This window comes from Streptomyces sp. WM6372 (assembly GCF_001279655.1).
Taxonomy (GTDB): Bacteria; Actinomycetota; Actinomycetes; order Streptomycetales; family Streptomycetaceae; genus Streptomyces.
On sequence record NZ_LGDB01000014.1, the window covers coordinates 84581 to 106286 of the forward strand.

The following is a 21706-nucleotide window of genomic DNA, read 5'->3' on the forward strand; positions in this document are numbered from 1 at the left end:
CCGGTCACTGGCTTACCGGATTACGGCCCCACGGGGAAATCGGCGGCCGCCGCCGAAAGCCCCGCCCGGTCCAGCAGCCCGGTCCGGGCGGCCAGCGCGGCCGCCTCCAGCCGGGAGCCGACGCCCAGCTTCATCAGCACCCGCTGCACGTGCGTACGGGCGGTGCTCGGCGCGATCTCCATGCCCGCCGCGATGAGCCGGGTGTCCTCGCCCTCGGCGACCCGGACCAGCACCTCCACCTCGCGCGGGGTGAGCAGCCGCAGCAGCCGGCTGCCCTCGTCGTCGGGCTGGGCGGCGGGGTTGAGGAGCTCCGCGAAGGCCCCCTGGAGCAGCTGCGGGGAGATCGCGACCTCCCCCGCCCGGGCCTTGGCCAGCGCCCGCTCCACCCCTTCGATCCGCTCGTCGTGGCGTACGTACCCCGAGGCGCCGGCGGCGAAGGCGGCCGCGATCCCGCGGGGGCTCGGCACCGGGCCGAGGACCACCACGGCGATCTGCGGCCGTTCCCGCTTGATGCGGACGACCGGCTCGAAGACCCCCGGCTCGGCGGGCGTCGCGGTGCCCAGCAGGCAGACCTCCGGCGCCCGGCTGATGACCAGCTCGGCGGCGCCCGCGGCCGGGGCGGCCGCGGCCAGCACCCGGTGCCCGCGCAGCTTGAGGGCCGAGGCCAGCGCCTCGGCCAGCAGCCGGTGCTCGTCGAGCACCATGACCCGTACGCCCATCGCGCACCCACCCCCGACCCTTCTGACCCGGCAAGCTACACGCTTGTTCGACGGTGCGCGGCGGATACCGCGCAGAAGCCCCCGGAAGGCGGACCTTCCGGGGGCTTGGGCCCGCTGCGGTGAACGGCCGGGATCGGCCGGGGATCAGCTGGCGCTGAAGGAGACGAACAGGTACTCGGGGTCGCCCTTGTCGGAGTACGGCTTCCTGGCCGTCGTCCGGGAGATGAAGAGCTTGCCGTTGTGGTAGCGGTATTCGGAGTAGTCCGGCGAGAAACCGGTCTCGGCGGTGCGGCTGGCCTTCTCCGCCGGGTTCTCCATGAGGACGGTCTCCTTCATCGTCGTACCGTCGATGCTGACGACCTGGCCGCCCTTGTCGTACGGGGGCTCCTTGTACGCGATGATGTTCGACCCGTCCATGCGGAGCGGGAACATGGTGTACCGCTCGCCCGCGTCGGCGCGGTCGGTGGTCTGCTTGCCGGTCTCCAGGTCGAAGGAGACCAGCTCGTTGGTGCGGCCGACCTCCGCCGTGCCCTGGTGCTCGATCGTGGGCATGTAGACCTTGCCGTTGCCGACCACGAAGCCGGCGCACTTCTCGACCTCGGTGCCGCCGCACTTGCCGCCGTAGGTGCCGGAGGCGAGCGAGATGCGCGCCTTCAGCTCGCCCTTGGGGTCGACGACGAACAGGTCGCTGACGCCGGTGGCGTTCTTGGCGGTCTTGCCGACGTCGGCGGCGACGATCAGGGGCTTGGTGGAGACGATGGACGCCCACTCGATGCCCGGGGAGAGCTTGTACGAGGACGTCTGCGCGCCGGTGGCCGGATCCAGGGTCTGCGCGTACAGCGACTGGTTGTCGCCGCGGCCGCACTTGCGGATCACGCCGAGGGCCTCGCCGCCGGCGTAGCCGCTGTCGTAGCAGCCCTCGCCGTCGACCTTGGGCGTCCACAGGGACTTTCCGTCGGCGAGGTTCCAGGCGGCGCCGCCGCTGGTGCCGCCCGCGGCGACGGTCTGGCCGCTGAGGGTGACCTCGTAGTAGGAGGCGGGCTTGTCGCCGGTGGTGGCGCCCTTGGCGTTGCCGGACCAGACGAGCTTGCCGGCGTTCAGGTCGATGACGCCGACCTCGGTGCACGCCGGGTACTTGTTCTCGGGCGTGGGCTTGGCGGCCCGGAAGAGGACCGCCGTCTTGTTGTCGCTGACGTGCTTGGTGGCGCCGCAGAGCTCGCCCGGGAGCGGGATCTCCCACTTCTTGCCGCCGTCGACGGTGTTGTAGCCGACGACCTTCGCCACGTCCGACTTGACGTACGTCGAGTCGGTGAGCCAGGAGCCCGCGACGGTGACGACCTCTTCCGGAGTCGGGTTCGGCTGGTTGAACAGCGGCTTCGACTTGGTGTTGGCGGGCGCCTTCTCCGAACCGGGCGTGCCGGAGCCGGGCTTGTCGCCGCCGGTGGTGCCGTTCGCGGTGGGCTGCTTGTCGCTGCCGCCGTCGTCGCCGGATACGTACCAGAAGCCGCCCGCGATGATCAGGACGATGGCCAGCAGGGCCGCGCCGACGATCATCAGCTGGGTGCGCTTGTCGTTGCCGCCGCCCGCGCCGGCCGGGGCCGGGGACTGGGCCGCGTACATGGGGGCCGTGGGCGCGCCGTAGGAGGACGGGGCGCCGGCGCCGGCGGGGGGCTGCGGCTGCTGCGGGTAGCCGTATCCCTGCTGGGGATAGCCGTACGCCGGCTGTCCCTGCGCGGGTACGCCGGGCGCGGCCGGCGCTGCCGGCGCGGTGGGCGCGGCCGGCGGTACGGGCGGCTGCTGCGGCGCGGCCGGCGGCACCGGCGGCGGCTGCGGGGCGGCCGGCGGCACGGGCGGCACCGGCGGCGGCGCTCCGAAGCCCCCGGGTGCGGGCTCCTGCGGCGCTCCGAAGCCGCCGGCGGGCGGCTGGTTGGGGGGCGGCGGGGTACTCATCGCTTGCTACTGCCTCTCGGTGGGCTGCTCGGTGGACGCGTTCACTTGCCGAAGACCATCAGGAGCTTCTCGTCCGTGCCCTTGGCGGAAAGCATGGTGACGCCGATGAAGAACCGGCCGTCCACGTAGTCGATCAGCGGGTTGTAGAAGGCGCTCTCGATCGGGGCGGCGGGTCCTGACGGGTTGCGCAGGAGCGCGGTGGGCGTGCCGCCGGCGGCCGGGATCGAGACGACCTCGCCGCCCTGGTCGGAGGTGGCCTTCCGGTAGGCGAGCAGCTGCCCGTTGGCGGCGCTCAGCGGGGTGATGGTGCGGCCGTCCCCGGCCGGGGTGCGCCACTTGGCCTTGCCGGTGCCCAGGTCGAAGGCGACGATCTCGTTGGTCTTGCCGGACTCGGCGACGGTCGGCATGTAGAGGACGTTGCCGTCCACGGCGGTGCTGGAGCAGATCTCGACGGAGTGGAAGATGCCGTTGTTGCACTCGGTGGCGAAGGTGCCCTCGCCGCTGACGGTGGCGCGCTGCTTCCCGTCGGGTCCGAGGACCACGATGGCGCGTTCCTTCTTGTCCTGGTTGCCGATGTCGAGGACGAGGGGGTCCAGCGAGTAGACGGCGCTGACCCTGTACTTGGCCGGCAGTTTGAAGGTCCAGGTCTTCTTGCCGGTGACCGGGTCGGCGTCGGAGACCTCGCCGGAGAGGTCGTCGTCGTAGCAGGTCGAGATGGCGATCATCTTGCCCTTGTCCGCCACGTACGAGTCGGGCTTGCAGCCCTCCGCGGTGGCGCTGCCGAAGAGCTTGTCGCCGGTGCTGACCTTGAAGGCGCTGGCGGTGCCGCTGCGGCTGACGGCGACGGTGTCGCCGGTGATGCCCAGGGTGGGGCTGGTCATGATGTCGAAGAGGCCCTCCTTGGGGACCTCCTTCGTCCAGCCTTCCTTGCCCGCCTTGAGGTCGACCTGCTTCATCTGGTTGCAGGTCGCGGAATCGCCGTCGCCGTCCTTGACCATGACGACCGTCTTGGAGTCGGCCGCGGTCTGTTGGGTGACGGAGCAGATCGGAGTGGGGAACGCGAGCGTCCACTTCTGCTTGCCGTCCGTGACCCCGTACGCGGTGAGGGTCTTCCAGGCGCTCTTGACGACGGTGTCGCCGACGATCCACTGGCCCTCGGCCTCCACGCCCATGCCGGGGCCGTCGATCTTGGCGGTCTTGAGCCAGAGGACCTTGTCCTCGCCCTGCTTGCGGCCGGCGTTGAGGTCCTCGGCCCCCGCGGAGCCGTTGCCGCTGCCGTCGCCCTTGTCCACCTCGGCCGAGGGCTTGCCGTCGGCGGGCGCGGAGCTCTGCGCGACGGGCTTCTTCGGGTCCGCGTCCCCGCCGTTGAAAAAGGCGAAGTAGCCGCCGGTACCGACGACGAGCACGCCGGCGACGGCTGCGGCGATGACCACGGCCGTCTTCTTCCTCGGCTGCGGCGCGCCACCGGCCGGGTGCATGCCGACGGTGGGCACGCCCGGGGGCGGCGGGAAGTGGCCCTGCTGCGGCGGGGACTGCTGAGGCATCGGCTGCATGGGCTGCATCGGCTGCGTCGGGGGCTGCTGCGCGTACGGGTTCTCACCCTGCTGCGGGTATCCGTAACCGGGCTGCGGCGGGCCGGGCAGGTGACCGTAACCGGAAGGTGTGGGCGGCTGGTTCGGCGGCTGGGGCGGCTCGGTCATCAGCGCGTACCTTCGGCGTCGGGTGGCGTGGGGAGATGACCTTTCTATCACTGACAACGCTTTTACATCGGGCCGGTCCGGCCCCTGTTCCCAAGGGAGGACCGGCCCGTGACAACGCCGTTATCCGGTCGGCTGATGCCTTCGGCCGACCGGATCTAGGCCTCCTCGGCCAGCTCCAGCCAGCGCATCTCCAATTCGTCCCGGTCCGCGATGAGTTCGCGCAGCTCGGCGTCGAGCTTGGCGACCTTGTCGAAATCGGTGGCGTTCTCGGCGATCTGCGCGTGCAGGTTCGTCTCGCGGTCCGACATCTTGTTGAGCTGCCGCTCGATCTTCTGGAGCTCCTTCTTCGCCGCGCGGGAGTCGCCGGAGGCCGACGACTTGGCGGCGGCCGGGGCGGGGGCCGGGGCGGCCGCCTCGATCATCCGCTGCCGGCGCTCCAGGTACTCGTCCAGGCCGCGCGGCAGCATCCGCAGGCTCGCGTCGCCCAGCAGGGCCATCACCGTGTCGGTGGTGCGCTCGATGAAGAACCGGTCGTGGGAGATGACGATCATCGAGCCCGGCCAGCCGTCGAGGAGGTCCTCCAGCTGGGTCAGGGTCTCGATGTCGAGGTCGTTGGTGGGCTCGTCGAGGAAGAGGACGTTGGGCTCGTCCATCAGCAGCCGCAGGATCTGCAGCCGGCGCCGCTCACCACCCGAGAGGTCGCCGACGGGCGTCCACTGCTTCTCCTTGGTGAAGCCGAACTGCTCGCACAGCTGACCGGCCGTCATCTCGCGGCCCTTGCCGAGGTCCACGCGGTCGCGGACGCGCTGCACGGCCTCCAGGACCCGCAGGGACGGGTCGAGTTCGCCGACCTCCTGGGAGAGGTACGCCAGCTTGACCGTCTTGCCGACGGTGACGGTCCCGGCAACCGGCTGCACGTCGCCCTGCGTACGGGCCGCCTCCGCGAGGGCGCGCAGCAGCGAGGTCTTGCCCGCGCCGTTGACGCCGACGAGGCCGATGCGGTCGCCGGGGCCCAGGTGCCAGGTGAGGTGCTTGAGCAGCACCTTCGGGCCGGCCTGGACGCTGACGTTCTCCAGGTCGAACACCGTCTTGCCGAGGCGGGCGTTGGCGAAGCGCATCAGCTCGGACTTGTCGCGCGGCGGCGGCACGTCGGCGATGAGCTCGTTGGCGGCCTCGATGCGGTAGCGCGGCTTGGAGGTCCGGGCGGGGGCTCCGCGGCGCAGCCAGGCCAGCTCCTTGCGCATCAGGTTCTGCCGCTTGGTCTCCTCGGTGGCGGCGATGCGCTCGCGCTCGGCGCGGGCGAAGACGTAGTCGCTGTAGCCGCCCTCGTACTCGTAGACGGAGCCGCGCTGGACGTCCCACATGCGGGTGCAGACCTGGTCGAGGAACCAACGGTCGTGGGTGACGCAGACGAGCGCGGAGCGGCGCTCCTGGAGGTGCTTGGCCAGCCAGGAGATGCCCTCGACGTCGAGGTGGTTGGTGGGCTCGTCGAGGACGAGGAGGTCCTGGTCGGCGATGAGCAGCTGGGCCAGCGCGATGCGGCGGCGCTCGCCGCCGGAGAGCGGCCCGATGACGGTGTCGAGGCCCTGTCCGAAGCCGGGGAGGTCGAGGCCGCCGAAGAGTCCGGTGAGCACGTCGCGGATCTTGGAGTTGCCGGCCCACTCGTGGTCGGCCATGTCCCGGATGATCTCGTGGCGGATGGTCGCCGCGGGGTCGAGGGAGTCGTGCTGGGTGAGGACGCCCATGCGCAGGCCGCCGCTCTGGGTGACCCGGCCGGTATCGGGCTCCTCCAGCTTGGCGAGCATGCGGATGAGGGTGGTCTTGCCGTCGCCGTTGCGGCCCACGACACCGATCCGGTCTCCCTCGGACACGCCGAGGGAGATGCCGTCGAGCAGGGCACGGGTTCCGTACACCTTGCCGACTGCCTCGACATTGACCAGATTGACGGCCATCAGACGCGCTCCAGGGAAGGGTGTGGATCAGCCCCTCAGCCTAACCCTCCGAACCGACGCCGGGCGCTCTACCAGGAGCCAGCCCCCCAGAGCCATGCCGATGGCGGCGGGCGCGGTGACCGGGAGGGCGATCAGGGTGGCGCTGTGGCCCTCCAGCAGGCCGCCGAGCCCGGTCATGGACAGGCCGAGGACGCCGAGCAGGCACAGGGTGATGCCGAAGGCGGCGCCGGGTCCGGATCCGGGGCGTACGCCGCCGCGGCCGGGGGCCTCGAAACGGCGGAAGACGGCGACCAGTACGCCGGTCAGCGCGGCGGCGGCCGCCAGCCGGACGGGGACCTGGGCCCACCAGGCCGCAGTGGCGGGCTCGGGCAGGCGCAGGCCGAGGCCGAGCTGGGCGGCGTACACGGCGAGCATGGCGGTGAGGTGCCAGAGGAAGGCGGTCATGGCGATCCCGTTGGCGGCGACCACGCAGCGCCAGACGCGGGGCCGGGCGAGCAGGGCGGCGGCGGGCGTCTTGAGCAGCTCCACGGCTCCGACGAGCCACATCCCGTGCGCCAGCAGCGCGAGGGTGGGCGGGGCCATGTTGGACACCTTCTCGCCCGGCATCCCGACCATGGACAGCGGGTACGGCCCGTACGCGACGAGCAGCACGGCGCCGGTCAGCCCGGCGGCGGCGAGCAGCCCGGGCCGGGTGATCCGGCCGTCGGCGCGCAGGAAGCCGAGCTGGTGGACGGCGAGCCAGACGAAGGCGAAGTTCAGGAACTCGACGTACGGGACGGTGAGCGCGAAGCGCAGCACGTCGACGGCGGCCGCGGACCCGGCCGCCAGGGCGAAGGCCCCCCAGCCCCACCGCTGGTGGAGCTTCAGCATGGCCGGGGTGAACGCCACCATGGCGAGGTAGATCCCGATGAACCACAGGGGCTGGGTGACCAGCCGCAGGGCGGCCCCGGTCAGCTTCCCCTCCCCGCCGCCGGCGAGCTGTACGGCGAGCGCCCCGGCGGTCCAGAGCAGGACGAAGACGAGCGTGGGCCGCAGCAGCCGCTGGAGCCGGGCCCGCAGGAACGCGGCGTAGACGGGCCGCCCGTCGGCGCGCCGGGCCAGGGACCGGTACGACAGGGCGTGCGAGAACCCGCCGACGAAGAAGAACACCGGCATGATCTGCAGGCCCCAGGTGAGCACTTGGAGCGCGGGGACGAGGGCGAGCAGGTTCCCTATGCCGTCGCTGCTGACGGCGGCCATCAGCCAGTGCCCGAGGAGCACGGTCCCGAGCGAGGCGACCCGCAGCAGGTCGACGTACCGGTCCCGGCTGTCGGGGGTGGCCCCGGCGAGGTCCTTGGCGGTGTGTGCGGCGTATCCCATGGGTGCACGTTCCCGCCCGGGACCCGGGCGGGAACAGAGCGCGGATACTCACTTCGCCCTGGGTACTCGGGAACGTCAGGCCGGAAGGACCGTGGCCCCCGGGGCCGGGCTGGTGGCCGTACGGGTGGTGCGGCAGGTGCCGGAGGCTTCGAGGGCCGCGGCCACCTTGAGCGCGGATTCCGGGTCGCGGACCAGGAACGCCGTGGTCGGGCCGGAGCCGGAGACCAGCGTGGCCAGGGCTCCGGCGGAGGTGCCCGCCTCCAGCGTCGCGGCGAGCTGCGGGCGCAGCGACAGCGCCGCCGGCTGGAGGTCGTTGGCCAGGGTCGCGGCGAGGGCGTCCGGGTCCCCCGAGGCGAGGGCGGCGAGCAGCGCCGGCGAGGCCTCCGGGACCGGGACGGTCCGGCCTTCGGCCAGGCGGTCGAACTCGCGGAACACCGCCGGGGTCGACAGCCCGCCGTCGGCCACCGCGAACACCCAGTGGAAGGTGCCCGCCTCGACCGGGGTGAGGAGCTCCCCGCGCCCGGTGCCGAGCGCGGCCCCGCCGACCAGGCTGAACGGCACGTCGCTGCCGAGTTCCGCGCACATCTTCAGGAGCTCGTCGCGCGGCGTGTCCAGGCCCCACAGGGCGTCGCAGGCCAGCAGGGCGCCGGCGCCGTCGGCGCTGCCGCCCGCCATGCCGCCGGCCACCGGGATGTTCTTCGCGATGTGGAGGTGCACGGCGTCGGACAGGCCGTGGCGGGCCGCGAGGATCTCCGCCGCCCGCGCCGCCAGGTTCGTACGGTCCAGCGGGACCTGGTCCGCGTCCGGGCCGGCGCAGGTGACGGTGAGGGTGTCGGCCGGAGTGACCGTCACCTCGTCGTACAGCGACACCGCGAGGAAGACGTTGGCCAGGTCGTGGAACCCGTCCGCCCGGGCCGCGCCCACGGCGAGCTGCACGTTGACCTTGGCGGGGACCCGTACGGTCACGCTCTTCGGCAGGCTCACAGCGCGGGCCTCTCGGCCGCGGGCTTGTTCTCGGCGATCGCCGCGAACTCCTCCACCGTCAGGGACTCCCCGCGCGCCTGCGGGGACACCCCGGCGGCGACCAGCGCCTGCTCGGCGCCCGCCGCCGAGCCGGCCCAGCCGGCCAGCGCGGCACGCAGCGTCTTGCGGCGCTGCGCGAAGGCGGCGTCCACGACGGCGAAGACCTCCGCCTTCGTGGCGGTCGTCTTGATCGGCTCGGCCCGCCGCACCAGCGAGACCAGGCCCGAGTCCACGTTGGGCGCGGGCCAGAACACGTTGCGGCCGATGGACCCGGCCCGCTTCACGTCCGCGTACCAGTTCGCCTTGACCGACGGCACCCCGTACACCTTGTTGCCCGGCTTGGCGGCCAGCCGGTCGGCGACCTCCGCCTGCACCATCACCAGCGTGCGCTCGATGGTCGGGAACCGGTCCAGCATGGTCAGCAGCACCGGCACGGCCACGTTGTACGGCAGGTTCGCGACGAGCGCGGTCGGCGCTGGCCCGGGCAGCTCCTCCACCAGCATCGCGTCGGAGTGCACCAGCGCGAAGCGGTCCTTGCGCTGCGGCATCCGCGCCTCGATGGTGGCGGGCAGCGCCGCGGCCAGGACGTCGTCGATCTCGACGGCGGTGACCCGGTCGGCGGCCTCCAGCAGCGCGAGCGTCAGCGACCCCAGCCCCGGCCCGACCTCGACGACGACGTCGTCGGGCCGTACCTCGGCGGTGCGCACGATGCGGCGCACCGTGTTGGCGTCGATGACGAAGTTCTGGCCCTTCTGCTTCGTCGGCCGTACGCCGAGTACGGCGGCCAGCTCACGGATGTCTGCCGGTCCGAGAAGGGCGTCGGAGGTCGTGCTGGTCGTGCTCTCGGGCTGCTGCTCTGCGGTGCTCACCGGTAAAGCCTACGGCCGCAGTGGGGCCACGGAGTCGCGCCCCGTTGTACGTAGAGCTTCTTCGCCCGGTACGTCTGTTCCTGCCCCGGGGCGTCCTGGGGGCGGCCGGAGCCGCCGAGGCTCTGCCAGGTGCGGACGTCGAACTGGTACAGGCCGCCGTACGTGCCCGAGGCGTCGGTGGCGGAGGGGCGGCCGCCGGACTCGCACTGGGCCAGTGCCGCCCAGTCGAGGCCGTCGGCGCCGGCCACGGAGCTCGGCAGCGGCCTGGTGCCGACTTTGACGAGCTGGGTGACGGGCTCGCGGACGGTCTCCTCGGCGACCATGCGGGGCTGCTGCCGGACCCCGTTGACCGTGCGCAGGACGTACGTGACCCGGCGCGCTCCGGGCCGGCCGGCCCGCTCGACGAGCTCGGTGCCGGCGAACAGGTCGTCGTCCTCGGTCCTCTCGGTCGCGTACGGGATGCGCTCCTCGCGGACCTCGCGGGTGCCGGTGATGCGTAGCACGGTGACGGTCTGGCCGTCGCGCGGGAAGGAGGTGGGCGGCACCGAGGTGGTGTCCTGGCCCTGGAGGGTGATCCCGGCCTGGCCGAGGGCCTCCTGGACGGTGGCGGCGTTGGTGCGGATGGTGCTCTCGCGGCCGTCCGCCATGAAGGTGACGCTGCGCTCGGTGCGGACGGAGAGGGTGAGCCCGGCCCGGGGCACGGGGGCGGTGCGGGGGGCGGAGAGGTAGGCGCCCTCGACGCGGACGCCGAACTGGCGCAGTGCCCCCTCGACGGTGCCGGCGGTGGTCCACGCCTGGCGGCTCTGTCCGTCGAGGGTCAGGCGCAGGGGGCGGCCGTAGCGGACGACGATCTCGTCGCCGTCGTCGAGGGCCTCGGTGCGGGCGGGGGCGACGAGGTCGTGGGGGCCGACGCCGAGGCCTTCGGCGGCGAGGAGTTCTTCGACGTCGTCGGCGAAGGTGTGCAGGGTCCGGGGCTCTCCGTCGACGGTGAGCCGTACGGACTTGTCGGCGGCGACGAAGGCCGTGGTGCCGCCGGCGAGGAAGGCGACGACCAGGGCCTGCGGGACGATCCGCCGCCAGCTGCCCTGGCCCGCGGCGGTCCCGGCGGGGGCGCTGCGGCGGCGCCGCCCGGTGGGGGCGGTGGCGGACGGGGCGGCGGGGCCGGGGTCCGGGCTGCGGCGGCGGCCCGTACCGGGTCCGGGGCCCGCTCCCGGTCCGGGGCCGGCGGGCGCCGCGAGGGCCGTGCCCCCGGGGGGCGCGCGGCGCCGTCCGGTCGGGGCCGGGGGCGGCGCGGCCGCGACCTCGGCGCTCTTGCGGCGCCGGGCGGCCCGCCGGTCCCCGGTGCGCGGGGCGGGCACCACGGCGGGCTCGGGGTCCGGGGCGACCGCCTCGTTCCCGTACACCCCGGTGAAAGGACTCTCGCTCACGACGCTCGCTCCACTGGTCCGGCCCCATCGGTTCGGGCACGGCACCCTAGCGGACGTCCGTCACTCACCAAAGTCGATCGGCTACCCAGCGTGTCGGACGCCCGGGGCGGGTCCGGGGCGGGTCCGGGGGCTCTCAATAATCGAAGGCGCGGGCCGTGTTCGCCGCCAGGGCGGTGGCCATCGCGTCCTCGCCGATCCCCCGCACCGCCGCCATCGCCCGTACGGTCAGCGGAATGAGGTACGGCGCGTTGGGCCTTCCGCGGTACGGCGCCGGGGTGAGGTACGGGGCGTCGGTCTCGACGAGCACCAGCTCCAGCGGGGCCACGGCGAGGGCCTCGCGCAGCGGCGTGGCGTTCTTGAAGGTGACGGTCCCGGCGAACGACATGTAGTACCCGGCGGCGGCGCATTCGCGCGCCATCTCGGCGTCACCGGAGTAGCAGTGGAAGACGGTGCGTTCGGGCGCGCCCTCCTCGCGCAGGATGCGCAGGACGTCGGCGTGGGCCTCGCGGTCGTGGATGACCAGGGCCTTGCCCTGCCGCTTCGCGATCTCGATGTGGGCGCGGAAGGAACGCTCCTGTGCGGCCATTCCGTCGGGTCCGGTGCGGAAGAAGTCGAGGCCGGTCTCGCCGACGGCCTTGACGTGCGCGAGCTTCGCGAGCTCCTCGATCTCGGCCAGCGCCTCGTCGAGCGCTGCCTCGCCGCCGCCGGCCCGCGCCCCCTGGCGGGACCACCCGTCGGGGTCCCCGAGCACGATGCGGGGCGCTTCGTTCGGGTGAAGGGCCACGGCCGCGTGGACGTTCTCGTACGCGGCGGCGGTCTCGGCCGCCCAGCGGGACCCCTTCACGTCGCAGCCGACCTGGACGACGGTGGTCACGCCGACCGAGGCGGCCTTGGCGAGGCCCTCCTCGACGGTGCCGCGCTGCATGTCCAGGTGGGTGTGGGAGTCCGCCACCGCCACCCGGAGGGGTTCGGGCAGCGGCGGCGGGGTGTCCTTGGAGGCGTCCTTGGCGGCGTCCTTGGCGGCAGTGCTCATGGGGCCGATCTTATGACCGGGTCCTCATGACCGGCGGAAGAGCCTCATCAGCCGGGAGAGCCAGCCCCCGCGCTCCCCGTCACCGTCCGCCGGGACGGGCCCGGGGGCGTCGTGCAGCGGGGCCTTGCGCTGCTTCGGGGCGCGCGGGACGTTCGCGCCGGCCGGCACCGGGCCGGCGATCCCGGGCGAGATGCGGTGGTGGTAGAGCTTGTCGATGGTGCCGAGCACCGAGGACACCTGGCCTTCGCGCATGATCCGCACCACGTGCCCGTCGCAGTTGTGGCAGGTCGGGTTCGACAGCGGGGAAGGGACCCGCTCGCCCTGGACGGTGTAGATGATGAAGGGCTGGCCCTTGCCGTCGACGTGGTGCTCGATCTCGTAGCCCTGCTCCCAGGCGTAGCCGCACTTCATGCACGCGAAGGAGTAGGCCTCGTGCACGGTGTGCACACCAGGCTTCGGCACGGAGACGGGTACGGCCACTGCGGGCGCGGGTACGGGTACCGAGGTGTCTGCGATCTCACTCATGCCAGCTCCTCTTGTTCCACTGGTGCCATTGCCAGTGGACGCCTCTTCGGGCGGGAGCGCATCAGGCCCTGTCTAGTGTTGGACCGCCTTTGGGCGACTCATGTCCCAAGGCGCCCGGTGCGCGGTCTGAGCTTTGCTTTTCAGGTTAGCTCTTTACCGTCTTACAGCACCTTTTGAGCCGCATTCTTTGCCGCGACGACCGCGTCGAAGACCTCCCGCTTGGGTACTCCCGCCTCGGCCGCGACCGCCGCGATGGCTTCTTTTCGCCGCTCCCCGGCCTCCTCGCGCACCCGCACCCGGCGCACCAGCTCCTCGGCGTCCACATCGCCGGGCCGGGCCGCCGGTGCGCCCTCCACGACGACGGTGATCTCGCCGCGGACGCCCTCGGCGGCCCAGGCCGCCAGCTCGCCGAGCCCGCCGCGCTTGACCTCCTCGTACGTCTTGGTCAGCTCGCGGCACACGGCCGCCCGCCGGTCGGCGCCGAAGACCTCGGCCATCGCGGCGAGGGCGTCGTCGAGCCGGTGCGGGGCCTCGAAGTAGACGAGCGTGCGGCGCTCGCCCTCGACCTCGCGGAGCCGGCCGAGGCGCTCGCCCGCCTTGCGCGGCAGGAACCCCTCGAAGCAGAAGCGGTCCACCGGCAGCCCCGACAGGGCGAGCGCGGTGAGCACCGCGGACGGCCCGGGCACGGCGGTGACCTTGATGTCCTTCTCGACGGCGGCGGCGACCAGGCGGTAGCCGGGGTCGGAGACGGACGGCATGCCGGCGTCGGTCACCAGCAGCACCCGCTTGCCCTGCTCCAGCGCCTCGACCAGCTCCGGGGTGCGCGCCGATTCGTTGCCCTCGAAGTACGAGACGACGCGCCCGGTGGTGTGCACGCCGAGCCCCTGGGTCAGCCGGCGCAGCCGCCGGGTGTCCTCGGCGGCGATCACGTCGGCGCGCTCCAGCTCGGCCGCGAGCCGCGGCGGGGCGTCGGCGAGGTCGCCGATCGGGGTGCCGGCGAGCACGAGCACGCCGGCGGATCCCGCCGCGCCTGCGGAACCTGCGGAACCTTCCGGAGAAGAGGCCGGGGCGGAGGCGGAAGCGGGGGTTTCGGAGCCGGTGGGCTGGTCAGTCGTCACCCGCCCATCCTCTCAGCCGTCCCACCCGGCACACGTCATCCGTCCGACCGGGAAACACGCCGTCCGTCCCACCCGGCACACGCATCGACGGTCCCCGGCGCTGGGGTTCGCACAGGTGCGTTCCCTACGATGACCCGGTGACCAGTACCGCGACGCCGCCGCCCAGCCCCGCGGGGGCCCCGCCCGCCCCTTCGGCGGGGCGCGTAGACCAGCCGTCCACCTGGCTGCGCCGCCTGCGCGGCTTCGGCTACGCGCCGCCCGCCGAAGCCCGGCGCGCGGGCACCCGGCACGCGGACGCCCCGAGTCCGGACGTCCGCGCCCGCCTGGTGCCCCCGTACGCCCGGCCCTCCGTGCAGCTGTGGACGGCGCTCGGCGTCCCGCTCTCCGCGGCGGGCACCTGGCAGCGCGTGCTGGCGTGGGCGGGGCCCGTGCTGGTGGCGCTGGTGGCCGGGGTGCTGCGCTTCGTGCACCTGGGCAGCCCGAAGGCGGTGATATTCGACGAGACGTACTACGCCAAGGACGCCTGGGCCACGATCCGGCAGGGCTACGAGGCGAGCTGGCCCAAGGACATCGACAAGTCGATCCTCGCCAACCCCGACGGGGTCGCCCTCCCACTGGACCCCGGGTACGTCGTGCACCCGCCGGTCGGCAAGTGGGTCATCGGGCTCGGCGAGTGGATGTTCGGCTTCACCCCGTTCGGCTGGCGGTTCATGACGGCGGTGCTCGGCACGCTGTCGGTGCTGATGCTGTGCCGGATCGGGCGCCGCCTCTTCCGCTCCACCTTCCTGGGCTGCCTGGCGGGCGCGCTGCTCGCGGTGGACGGCCTGCACCTGGTGATGAGCCGGACCGCGCTGCTCGACCTGGTGCTGATGTTCTTCGTGCTCGCCGCGTTCGGGGCGCTGCTGATCGACCGGGACAAGGCCCGGGCCAGACTGGCGGACGCGCTCCCGGTGGACGAGGAGGGGCGCACCCGCCCGGACGTCACCGTCGCCGAGACGCTGCGCCTGGGCTGGCGCCCGTACCGGATCCTGGCGGGCGTCTGTCTGGGGCTGGCGTTCGGCACGAAGTGGAACGGCCTGATCGTGCTGGCGTTCTTCGGCGTGCTGACCGTCCTGTGGGACGCGGCCGCGCGCCGCACCGCGGGCGCGGGCGCCCCGTACGCGGCGATGCTGCGCCGCGACGCGCTGCCGGGCTTCCTGTCGACGGTGCCGGTGGCGATCGCGGTGTACCTGGGCTCGTGGACCGGCTGGATCCTGTCCCCCGACAACGGCAAGGGCGGTTACTTCCGGGACTGGGCGGCCAAGAACGACCAGCACAGTTCGCTGTCGTTCCTCCCGGAGTGGCTGCGCAGCCTGTGGCACTACGAGACCGAGGTCTACAAGTTCCACGTCGGCCTGACCTCGGGCCACACGTACGAGTCGAACCCGTGGAGCTGGCTGGTCCTGGGCCGGCCCGTCTCCTATTTCTACGAGTCCCCCGATCCGGGGACGGACGGCTGCCCCGCGACGGAGGCGGGCAAGTGCGCCCGCGAGGTGCTGGCCCTGGGCACCCCGCTGCTGTGGTGGGCGGGCTGCTTCGCGCTGCTGTACGTGCTGTGGCGGTGGTTCTTCCGCCGTGACTGGCGGGCGGGCGCGATCGCGTGCGCGCTGGGTGCGGGCCTGCTGCCCTGGTTCAACTACCAGGAACGGACCATCTTCTTCTTCTACGCCGTGGTCTTCGTCCCGTACCTGTGCCTGGCGGTGGCGATGATGATCGGCGCCCTGCTGGGCCCGTCGGGTTCGACGGAACGCAGGCGCGCGCTGGGCGCGATCGCGGCGGGCGTCCTCGTCCTCCTCATCATCTGGAACTTCATCTATTTCTGGCCGATCTACACGGGCCAGACGCTCCCGATGGACTCCTGGCGCGGCCGCATGTGGCTGGACACCTGGGTGTAGCGGCCCGCCTCCGCGACGAGCCCGCCCCACCTCTCGCGGGCTTGTCGACGGGCGCCCATGCTGGAAAGAGGAAGAGGTGGTGCGTCATGCGCATACGACGACTGCTCGGCCTCGCTCTTGCCACGGCAACCCTTGCCGGTATGGGTGCCCTTGGTGCCGCGACGGCCCAGGCGGCGGCATCCCCGACCATCACGTCCCCGGAGTGCACGGCCCAGGGCGGAACGGTCCACAACCAGCCCTACAGCGGAACCTGGTGTGTGCTCCCCGACGGCAGCAAGGTGGCGGTCAGTTGACCTGCCGCGGTGTTCCGGTCTGGTAACAAGCTGTACGCGCTCCGTTCGCACAGCGTAAGGTCCGCACCAGAGGTTCTTTGAACACGTTCAGAGAATACGGGGATCTGGGGAGGAACGTACGTGAACGGGGCGGCGAAAGGGGCCATCGTCGGCGGGGTGTTCCTCGCGATGGTGGGCGGGGCCGGGTACGGGGTGTACGCGCTGGTCGGGGACGCCGACGGGGAGGGCAAGAACGGAGACAAGGGCGGCGGCACCACCGCCGCGTCGGCGAAGGGCAGCGGGCCCGTCACCGACAAGGAGGCCGCACAGACCGCGAAGGCCTTCTTCGCCGCGTGGGCAGCCGGGGACGCGCAGGCGGCAGCCGAGTTGACGAACAACGTGCAGGCCGCGCAGACCGCCGTGGCCGACTACCGGGCCAAGGCGTACGTGTCCAAGGCCGTGATCACTCCGGGGGCGCAGACGGGCACGACCATCCCGTTCGCCGTCGCCGCGGAGATCACGTTCGAGGGCGCCACCAAGCCGCTCGCGTACGAGTCCAAGCTGACCGTCGTACGCGGGCTGACCAGCGGGAAGCCGCTCGTCGACTGGCAGCCCTCGGTGATCCACCCGCAGTTGCAGAAGGACGAGAAGCTGCGCGCGGGCGCGCCCGCGGCCCCGCCGGTCAAGGCCGTCGACCGCAACGGCGAGGAGCTCAGCGCCGAGAAGTACCCGTCGCTGCGGCTGGTCCTCGACCAGCTGCGCCAGACGTACGGCGGCAAGCTGGGCGGGAAGACCGGGGCCGAACTGTGGATCGAGCCGGCCGCGCAGGACGCGCCGAAGCGGACCCTGCTGACGCTGGTGGAGGGCGAGCCGCGCACGCTGAACACGTACCTGGACGCCAAGGTGCAGGCGGCGGCCGAGAAGGCCGTCGCCAAGTACCCGGAGTCCTCGGTGGTCGCCGTCCAGACGGGCAACGGGCACATCCTGGCCGTCGCCAACAACCGCAAGGACGGCTTCAACGCGGCGATGGAGGGGCGGCGGGCACCCGGCTCGACGATGAAGGTCGTGACGGCGGCGATGCTGATCGACCGGGGCAAGGCGGCGGCGGACCGGCCGGCGGAGTGCACCAAGGACGTCGCCTGGGGCGGCCGCACCTTCCACAACCTGAACAACTTCGAACTGCCCGGCGCGAACTTCGCGACCAGCTTCGCCAAGTCCTGCAACACCGCCTTCATCAAGCAGATCGACGACGTCAACGACGACCCGGCGCTCGCGAAGGAGGCCCGGGAGGTCTTCGGCCTCGGGCTGGACAACTGGAAGACGGGCATCCGCTCGACGGACGGCCAGGTGCCGGAGGCAACGGGCGCGGAGGCGGCCGCCGAGTACATCGGGCAGGGCCGGATCACCATGAACCCGCTGAACGTGGCCTCGTTCACGGCCACCGCACGCAGCGGGAGCTTCCACCAGCCCCTTCTCGTCTCGCCGGAGCTCGACGGTCGGCCGATCGCGCAGGCGGCGCGGCAGATGAAGCCGTCGGTCCAGCAGCAGCTGGTGCGGATGATGAAGCTGACGGCGACCAGCGGCACGGCGGCCCAGGCGATGAGCTCGGTGGGCGGCTCCGACAAGGGCGCGAAGACCGGCTCGGCGGAGGTCGACGGCGCGGGCAGCCCGGACAGCTGGTTCACGGGCTTCAGCGGCGACGTGGCCGCGGCGGCGATGGTCGAGGCCGGCGGCCACGGCGGCGACGCGGCGGGCCCCTTGGTGGCGTCGGTCCTGAACGCCTCCTGAGGGTCCGGGCTTCCTGACGGTCCGGGGGTCCCGGCCGTCTCCGGGGGTCCCGGCCGCGGCCGGGACCCCGGGGACGGTCAGAGCGAGGCGCGGACCGCCCGCAGCAGGGACTGGGCGCGGGGGTCGGCGGTGACCGACTTGGCGTGGGCGTTCGTCACGTAGCCGAAGGCGATGCCCGTCTCCGGGTCCGCGAAGCCCAGGGACCCGCCCCGCCCCGGATGACCGAACGACCCCGCCGACAGCAGCGGCGACGCTGGGCTGTGCAGCATGTACCCGGGGCCGAAGCGCGTGTTGACCACCAGCACCCGGTCCGGCCCGGACGACAGCTCCGTACCCGCCAGCCGGCGCGTCTGCGGGGTGAACAGCCCCGCGCCGTCCTGCGTGTCGCCCAGCAGCGCCGCGTACACGCCCGCCAGGCCGCGCGCCGTGCCGATGCCCGCCGAGGCCGGGAGTTCGGCCGCCCGGAACTCCGGGGCGTTCTCGTCGGGCAGCGGCGTGATCGCCGCGAACGCCCGCCGGGTCAGCGAGGACGGGTCCGCCCAGGCCTCCGAAACGTTTCTCCGCGGACGCGTCCTGAGCACGCCCGCCGTCTGCGAAGGCGGCTCCACCGGCTCCACCGGCCCCACCCGACCCACGCGCCCCGTCTCCCCCGCCGGCAGGCCGATCCAGAACTCCAGTCCTCGCGGGCCCGTGACCTCCTGGGCCAGCCACTGGCCCAGCGAGGCCCCGGTCACCCTCAGCACCAGCTCCGACAGCAGCCAGCTGTACGTCTGCGCGTGGTAGCCGTGCGCGGAGCCCGGCTCCCAGAAGGCCGGCTGCCCGGCGACCGCTCGCGCCCCCGAGAGACCGTCGACGGCCTCCGCCGGCGTCAGCGGAGCGTCCAGCGCCGGCACGGCCGCCCGGTGCGCGAGCAGGTCCCGTACCCGTGCCCGCTCCTTGCCGCCCGCCTTGAACTCCGGCCAGTACGCCCCCACCGGGGCGTCCAGGTCCAGCAGCCCCCGCTGGTGCAGCAGCAGCGGTACGACGGCGGCCACGCCCTTGGTGGCCGAGCGCACCACCTGCGCGGTGCCGGCCGCCCAGGGCTCGCCGCCGGCGCCCCCGTCCACGTCCTTCGGGCCCGCCCACAGGTCCACGGCCTTGCGGCCGTCCCGGTACACGGCCACCGCCGCGCCCCGGTCCCCGAGCACCTCGAAGTTGCGTACGAAAGCGTCCCGGACGGCCTCGAAGCCCGCCGTCACCTCACCCTGGATCTCCACGAGCGGTCCAACAACCACCCGGTCGGACTTATGCCACCGACACCGAGCGCGGGTCGAACCCGAACGGCAGCTCCAGCCGGTGCGCCCGCATCAGCTCCTCGTCGCACAGCAGGTCCTGCGTGCGCCCGTCGGCCGCGATGACCCCCTCGCTCAGGATCACCGACCGCGGGCACAGCTCCAGCGCGTACGGCAGGTCGTGGGTCACCATCAGCACCGTCACGTCCAGCGAGCGCAGGATGTCGGCGAGCTCACGCCGCGAGGCCGGGTCGAGGTTCGACGAGGGCTCGTCCAGCACCAGGATCTCCGGCCGCATGGCCAGTACGGTCGCCACCGCGACCCGGCGGCGCTGCCCGAACGACAGGTGGTGCGGCGGGCGGTCCGCGAAGGCCTCCATGCCGACCTGCTCCAGCGCCTCCCGGACCCGCGCCTCCAGCTCCGCGCCCCGCATCCCGGCGGCCGCCGGCCCGAAGGCCACGTCCTCCCGCACGGTCGGCATGAACAGCTGGTCGTCCGGGTCCTGGAAGACGATGCCGACCCGGCGCCGGATCTCGGCGAGGTTCCGCTTCTCGACCGGCAGCCCGGCCACCGTCACGGTGCCGACCCCGCCGCCGAGGATGCCGTTGAGGTGCAGCACCAGCGTGGTCTTGCCGGCGCCGTTCGGGCCGAGCAGGGCCACCCGCTCGCCCTGTCCGACGGTCAGGTCCACGCCGAAGAGGGCCTGGTGCCCGTCCGGATAGGCGTACGCGAGGCCGGAGACGTCGAGGGAGGCAGGAGGGACGGAGGGGGAGGGAGAGGGAGTCACAGGGTCCATCCCATCAGACAGACGGCGAGCGCCGCCGCCGGGAGTACGGCCGCGTACGCCCACTGGGCGCGCGTGGCCACGACTTCGTCGATCACCGGCATCGAGCCGGCGTAGCCGCGGCTGACCATCGCGAGGTGGACCCGCTCGCCGCGTTCGTAGGAGCGGATGAACAGGGCTCCGGCGGTCTTGGCCAGCACTCCCCAGTGCCGGATCCCGCTGGCCTCGAACCCGCGCGAGCGCCGGGCGATGGACATCCGCCGCAGCTCGTCGGTGATCACGTCGCCGTACCGGATCATGAAGGAGGCGATCTGCACCAGCAGCGGCGGCAGCTTCAGCCGCTGGAGTCCGAGCAGCAGCGCCCGCAGCTCCGTGGTCGAGGCGAGCAGGACGGACGCCGCGACCCCGAGCGTGCCCTTGGCCAGGACGTTCCAGGCGCCCCACAGGCCCGAGACGCTCAGCGACATGCCGAGCACCTCCACCCGCTCGCCCTGCGCCACGAACGGCATGAGCACGGCGAAGGCCACGAACGGGACCTCGATCAGCAGCCGCCGCAACAGGAAGCCGGCCGGGATCCGGGCCGCGGCCGCGACGGCCGCGATGAGGACGGCGTACAGCCCGAAGGCCCACACCGCCTCGCGCGGTGTGGAGACGACGACCACGACGAAGGCGAAGGCCGCGGCCAGCTTGCAGTGCGGCGGCAGGGCGTGGATCGGCGAGTGCCCGTGCCGGTAGAGCTTGTGGGCGTGGCCCGCGCCCATCTCAGACCGCCGTGGAGGCGGTCGAGGAGGTGGAGGCGGCCGTCAGGTCTTCCGCGCGCCGGCGGCGTACGGTCCAGAAGATCCCGGTGCCGACGGCCACGGTCGCGCCGACGCCGATGACCCCGGCGAGGCCGCCGGAGAGTCGGGCGTCGCCGACGTCCTTGACGCTGTAGTCGGCGAGCGGGGAGTCGGCGGTGGCGTGCTCCTTGACGTTCTGGTCGATGCCCTTGTCGGCGGCGACCTTCTCCAGGCCGTCGGGGCTGGTGGAGGCGTAGAAGGAGACGAACCCGGCCAGGACCAGGGCGGTGATCAGACCGGTGATCCACACGGGCTTCGTGGAGCGGGCGGCGGCGGGCGCCGCGACCGGAGCCGCCGACGGGGCGTCGACCAGCTCGCCGCCGACCCGCAGCTTCAGCGGCGCGGCCAGCCCGCGCGCCCCGTGCACCAGGTCCGGCCGTACGGCCAGTACGGCGCCCACGGTCGCGGCGGTGATGACGGCCTCGCCGATGCCGATCAGGACGTGCACGCCGACCATCGCGGTGAACACCTTGCCGAGCGGGACGTCGGTGGTCCCGCCGAGGGCGTACAGGAGGGTGAACATGACGGCCGCGCCGGGCACCGAGAGCAGTGCTCCGGCGAAGGCGGCGACGGTGACCGAGCGCCGGGTGTCGGGCAGGAGCTTCAGCAGCCCGCGGAAGACGGCGTACGCGACGACCACGGTCACGACGGCCATGTTCATGACGTTGACCCCGAGGGCGGTCAGCCCGCCGTCGGCGAACAGGACGCCCTGCATGAGCAGCACCACGGACACGCACAGCACACCCGTGTAGGGGCCGACGAGGATCGCGGCGAGCGCCCCGCCCAGCAGGTGCCCGCTGGTGCCGGCGGCCACGGGGAAGTTCAGCATCTGGACGGCGAAGATGAAGGCGGCGACGAGACCGGCCAGCGGGGCCGCACGCTCTCCCCCAGAGCCTTCGGCCTGGGAGGTGCCCCCAAGCTCTCGGCGGGCGCCGCGCAGGCTCACGGCCACCGCACCCGCGGCGGCGACACCTGCGGCGATGGAGACGGGGGCGTCGATGAAGCCGTCGGGCACATGCATGGGGCTGCTCCGCTTCCTGCGGTCTTTGAGCTGACAAAATCTTTAACCGCTTAAGAATAGTGCCCAATTGCAAACTGTTGGCAAGAGCGTCCACACCACAAATACCTCCGCGCGGATTCGTG

Annotated in this window: 18 protein-coding genes; 3 read left to right on the top strand and 15 right to left on the bottom strand. The window is 72.8% G+C overall.

The annotated features are described in order from the left end of the window. Positions 1–20 precede the first annotated feature (20 nt). The 11 genes from ADK52_RS02955 to rsmI all read right to left on the bottom strand — a co-directional run bounded on the left by ADK52_RS02955 (position 21) and on the right by rsmI (position 13567). Complete coding sequence (locus ADK52_RS02955; protein WP_053688188.1) at positions 21–719, bottom strand: response regulator transcription factor; 699 nt, start codon at positions 717–719, stop codon at positions 21–23. Between the two features lie 144 nt (positions 720–863). Beyond that, a complete protein-coding gene (locus tag ADK52_RS02960) occupies positions 864–2669 on the bottom strand; it encodes a PQQ-binding-like beta-propeller repeat protein (RefSeq protein WP_053688189.1) in 1806 nt (601 codons plus the stop codon). Positions 2670–2710: 41 nt separating this feature from the next. Continuing rightward, positions 2711–4369: a PQQ-binding-like beta-propeller repeat protein gene (locus ADK52_RS02965; protein WP_053688190.1), complete on the bottom strand. Its 1659-nt coding sequence runs from the start codon at positions 4367–4369 to the stop codon at positions 2711–2713. A 155-nt stretch (positions 4370–4524) separates the two neighbouring features. Then, positions 4525–6321 carry an ABC-F family ATP-binding cassette domain-containing protein gene (locus ADK52_RS02970; protein WP_053688191.1) on the bottom strand — a complete coding sequence of 599 codons (1797 nt, stop codon included), beginning with the start codon at positions 6319–6321 and terminating at the stop codon, positions 4525–4527. A 27-nt stretch (positions 6322–6348) separates the two neighbouring features. Next, positions 6349–7680: an acyltransferase family protein gene (locus ADK52_RS02975; RefSeq protein ID WP_053688192.1), complete on the bottom strand. Its 1332-nt coding sequence runs from the start codon at positions 7678–7680 to the stop codon at positions 6349–6351. A gap of 75 nt (positions 7681–7755) precedes the next feature. Continuing rightward, positions 7756–8658, bottom strand: a complete 903-nt coding sequence (locus tag ADK52_RS02980) for a 4-(cytidine 5'-diphospho)-2-C-methyl-D-erythritol kinase (RefSeq protein WP_053688272.1) — start codon at positions 8656–8658, stop codon at positions 7756–7758. Between the two features lie 2 nt (positions 8659–8660). Continuing rightward, a complete protein-coding gene (gene rsmA / locus ADK52_RS02985; protein WP_053688193.1) occupies positions 8661–9572 on the bottom strand; it encodes a 16S rRNA (adenine(1518)-N(6)/adenine(1519)-N(6))-dimethyltransferase RsmA in 912 nt (303 codons plus the stop codon). Beyond that, positions 9569–10999, bottom strand: a complete 1431-nt coding sequence (locus tag ADK52_RS02990) for a ubiquitin-like domain-containing protein (protein ID WP_324615872.1) — start codon at positions 10997–10999, stop codon at positions 9569–9571. The genes rsmA and ADK52_RS02990 overlap by 4 nt, the downstream gene beginning before the upstream one ends. A gap of 133 nt (positions 11000–11132) precedes the next feature. Then, entirely contained in the window at positions 11133–12032 is a 900-nt protein-coding gene (locus tag ADK52_RS02995) for a TatD family hydrolase (RefSeq protein ID WP_053688194.1), read from the bottom strand. Between the two features lie 24 nt (positions 12033–12056). Further along, positions 12057–12557, bottom strand: a complete 501-nt coding sequence (locus ADK52_RS03000) for a hypothetical protein (RefSeq protein WP_420714787.1) — start codon at positions 12555–12557, stop codon at positions 12057–12059. A 161-nt stretch (positions 12558–12718) separates the two neighbouring features. Continuing rightward, positions 12719–13567, bottom strand: coding sequence for a 16S rRNA (cytidine(1402)-2'-O)-methyltransferase (rsmI, locus tag ADK52_RS03005; protein ID WP_199828441.1), 849 nt, complete (start codon positions 13565–13567; stop codon positions 12719–12721). Between the two features lie 245 nt (positions 13568–13812). Between rsmI and ADK52_RS03010 the strand changes: the two genes are divergently transcribed. The 3 genes from ADK52_RS03010 (at position 13813) to ADK52_RS03015 (ending at position 17669) form a co-directional block, all read left to right on the top strand. Beyond that, positions 13813–15609: a phospholipid carrier-dependent glycosyltransferase gene (locus ADK52_RS03010; RefSeq protein WP_053688195.1), complete on the top strand. Its 1797-nt coding sequence runs from the start codon at positions 13813–13815 to the stop codon at positions 15607–15609. A gap of 140 nt (positions 15610–15749) precedes the next feature. Next, positions 15750–15902, top strand: coding sequence for a hypothetical protein (locus tag ADK52_RS39470; protein ID WP_234343281.1), 153 nt, complete (start codon positions 15750–15752; stop codon positions 15900–15902). Positions 15903–16022: 120 nt separating this feature from the next. Then, the gene (locus tag ADK52_RS03015; RefSeq protein ID WP_107089952.1) at positions 16023–17669 is read left to right on the top strand and encodes a penicillin-binding transpeptidase domain-containing protein; all 1647 of its coding nucleotides are present in this window, start codon (positions 16023–16025) and stop codon (positions 17667–17669) included. Between the two features lie 77 nt (positions 17670–17746). Here ADK52_RS03015 and ADK52_RS03020 read toward each other — a convergent pair whose 3' ends face one another. From ADK52_RS03020 to ADK52_RS03035, 4 genes are read right to left on the bottom strand one after another with little or no spacing between them, the layout of a single operon-like run. Further along, positions 17747–18925 (bottom strand): serine hydrolase domain-containing protein, encoded by a 1179-nt coding sequence (locus ADK52_RS03020; RefSeq protein ID WP_053688196.1) that lies wholly within the window; start codon positions 18923–18925, stop codon positions 17747–17749. Between the two features lie 28 nt (positions 18926–18953). Further along, positions 18954–19736, bottom strand: coding sequence for an energy-coupling factor ABC transporter ATP-binding protein (locus ADK52_RS03025; protein ID WP_053688197.1), 783 nt, complete (start codon positions 19734–19736; stop codon positions 18954–18956). After that, a complete protein-coding gene (gene cbiQ, locus ADK52_RS03030; RefSeq protein ID WP_030156582.1) occupies positions 19724–20485 on the bottom strand; it encodes a cobalt ECF transporter T component CbiQ in 762 nt (253 codons plus the stop codon). The genes ADK52_RS03025 and cbiQ overlap by 13 nt, the downstream gene beginning before the upstream one ends. Before the next feature lies 1 nt (position 20486). Next, complete coding sequence (locus tag ADK52_RS03035) at positions 20487–21584, bottom strand: energy-coupling factor ABC transporter permease (RefSeq protein ID WP_053688198.1); 1098 nt, start codon at positions 21582–21584, stop codon at positions 20487–20489. Between the last annotated feature and the right edge of the window lie 122 nt (positions 21585–21706).